The following is a 2,570-nucleotide window of genomic DNA, read 5'->3' as shown; positions in this document are numbered from 1 at the left end:
GTCCATGATGTTCTCCTTCGTTGCCGGACGGGGCGAGCGTTCAGGAGGAACCGAGCCCGAGTTTTTTCCTGAGGCTCGCGTCCACCGGTCCCGCGGGCATGAAGCGGCGCAGCTTCGTCAGCAAGGACGCTTCCCCCGGCGGCGTGCAGCGCATGCGCCAGGGGCCGAGCGCCGCCTCGACGATGGTGCCCGCCACGCCGTGCGGCTCGGGCGCACTGCCCACGCTGTCGGCCACGGAGAGCGCCACCAGGTCGCGTTCGCGGTCATAGCCCGCGATCCGCGCCTTGGTGCGCGGTGCGTTGGCATCGAGGTTGGTCCGGGTGAAGGCCGGCTGCACCAAGGTCGCGCGAATGCCGAACTGGCGCACCTCGTGGTCCAGCGACTCCGAGAGCCCTTCCACCGCATGCTTGGTGGCCGCATACAGGCCCATGTACGGGGCCGGGAGCACGCCGAGCACGGAGCTGACGTTGACGATCCGCCCGCGGCGTTTCTCACGCATGTACGGCAGCACCGCGCGCGTCACGCGCAGCAGGCCGAAGACGTTGGTGTCGAACAGCTCCGCGGCCTCGGCCGTCGCGGTTTCCTCGACCGCGCCGATCATCATCATTCCCGCGTTGTTGACCAGCACGTCGATGCGCGTGGCCTGCTCGATGATGGAGTCGATGGCCGCCTGGACCGAGCCTTCCTCGCGGACGTCCATCTCGACGAACTCGACGCCGGGCAGCGCGGGTGCCTTGCGCAGGTCGCGCGCAGTGCCGAACACCCGGCAGCCGCGCGCCACGAACATTTCCGCGGCGGCGCGTCCGATGCCCGAGGACGCGCCCGTCACGACAACGACTGATGAACTCGACATGGCAATTCCTTCGATCTCTTGATGAATGGTGATGGGGCGCGTCAATGCGCGGGCTGGTCGGCGTTGCCGGGTTTGATCCTGAACCAGATCGAATACATCGCCGGCAGGAACACCAGCGTGAGGATCGTCCCCGCAAAGGTGCCGCCGATCAGCGTGTACGCCAGCGCGCCCCAGAACACCGAATGCGTCAGCGGAATGAACGCGAGGATCGCCGCCAGCGCGGTCAGGATCACGGGCCGCGCACGCTGCACCGTCGCCTCGACCACCGCATGGAAGGGATCGAGCCCCTCCTGCTGGTTATGGTGGATCTGCCCGAGCAGGATCAGCGTGTTGCGCATCAGGATGCCCGACAGCGCGATGAGGCCCACGAGCGCGTTGATGCCGAAGGGCTGCTGGAACAGCAGCAGGGTCGGCACGACGCCGATCAGCCCCAGCGGGCTCGTGAGGAACATCGGGCGGCTGCAGCCCCTCGGCGATGTCGCCCTGCACCGTGATCGTGGGCACGCGGTCGCGCCGCCGCATCACGGGCTCTTCCATGCGCACCTCGACCTCGCCGACCTGCGACAGCGGGATGCGCTGGCCGCCGGCACCGGCGAGCGTGAAGTCCGCGAGCTTGGCGGGATCGAGCCGGGTGCTGCCGGCCGAACGGGCCACCACCTGCACGGTGCGGATGTCCTCGCGCACGGTGGTCACCGGCGCGCCGCTCAGAAGGAACTGCAGCTGCTGCGCCACCGCGCTGGAGCTCAGCCCGACGGCCTGCAGGCGGTCCTGCTTCAGGGTGAAGTGCAGCGTGGGCGTGCGGGTGCCCCAGTCGGTGCTGACCGTGCGCATCATCGGACTGGCATCCATCACCTGCCGCACCTCGGCCGCGATCCGGCGCAGCTCGTTCGCATCGGGTCCGCTGACGCGGTAGGCCACGGGGAACGGCGAATATGGGCCGAACACCAGCTGCGTCACGCGCACCCGCGCCTCGGACGCGAGGCCATCGGCAATGGCCTGGCGCAAGCGGTGCTTGAGTGCCTCGCGCTCCTCCTGGCTGGCCGTGCGCACCACGATCTTGGCGAACGAGGGGTCGGGCAGTTCCGGCCCCATCGCGAAAAAGAAGCGGGGCGCGCCCTGCCCGATGTACGACGTGACGATCTGCGCCTCGGGCTGCGTGGACAGCCAGGTCTCGACCTTGGCCGTGGCATCGCTGGTCTGCGTGATCGAACTGCCGTAGGGCATCTGCACTTCGACCAGCACCTCGGGACGGTCGGAGATCGGGAAGAACTGCTTCTTGACCACGCCCATGCCGAGGATGGCCGCCACGAAGAGCCCGACGACCGCGCCCGCCACCAGCCACTTGCGCGCGATGACGCGCGCCAGCACGCCGCGCAGCCGGTTGTAGCGCGGCGTGCCGTAGATCGCGGCATGGCCGCCTTCGATCTTCTTGAAGTTCGGCAGCAGCTTGACGCCCAGGTAAGGCGTGAACACCACCGCGACCACCCAGGACGCGATCAGCGCAATGCCGACGATCCAGAACATGTTGCTCGTGTACTCGCCCGCGGTCGACGGCGCAAAGCCGTTGGGCATGAAGCCGACGGCAGTGACCAGCGTGCCCGAGAGCATCGGCGCCGCCGTGTGGCTCCAGGCGTAGGCGGACGCGGCCACATGGCTGTAGCCCTCCTCGATCTTCACCACCATCATCTCGATGGCGATGATGGCGTCGTCCACCAGG

1 protein-coding gene and 1 pseudogene are annotated in these 2,570 nt (G+C 68.4%); both read right to left on the bottom strand.

The window, feature by feature from the left end; translation table 11 throughout:
- Window positions 1–40: 40 nt before the first annotated feature.
- Window positions 41–853 (bottom strand): oxidoreductase, encoded by an 813-nt coding sequence (locus tag AC1DOC_RS33220; protein ID WP_418148237.1) that lies wholly within the window; start codon window positions 851–853, stop codon window positions 41–43.
- A 41-nt stretch (window positions 854–894) separates the two neighbouring features.
- Window positions 895–2,570, bottom strand: a pseudogene (locus AC1DOC_RS33215) (efflux RND transporter permease subunit); the annotation flags it as partial.

The organism is Variovorax sp. 01T439_2 (assembly GCF_056398445.1).
This window is presented reverse-complemented; position numbering and strand designations above follow the sequence as displayed.

What these genes read in the sequence shown, in the direction of transcription:
- AC1DOC_RS33220 (WP_418148237.1), bottom strand. Translation starts at nt 853, where the DNA reads ATGTCGAGTTCATCAGTCGTTGTCGTGACGGGCGCGTCCTCGGGCATC.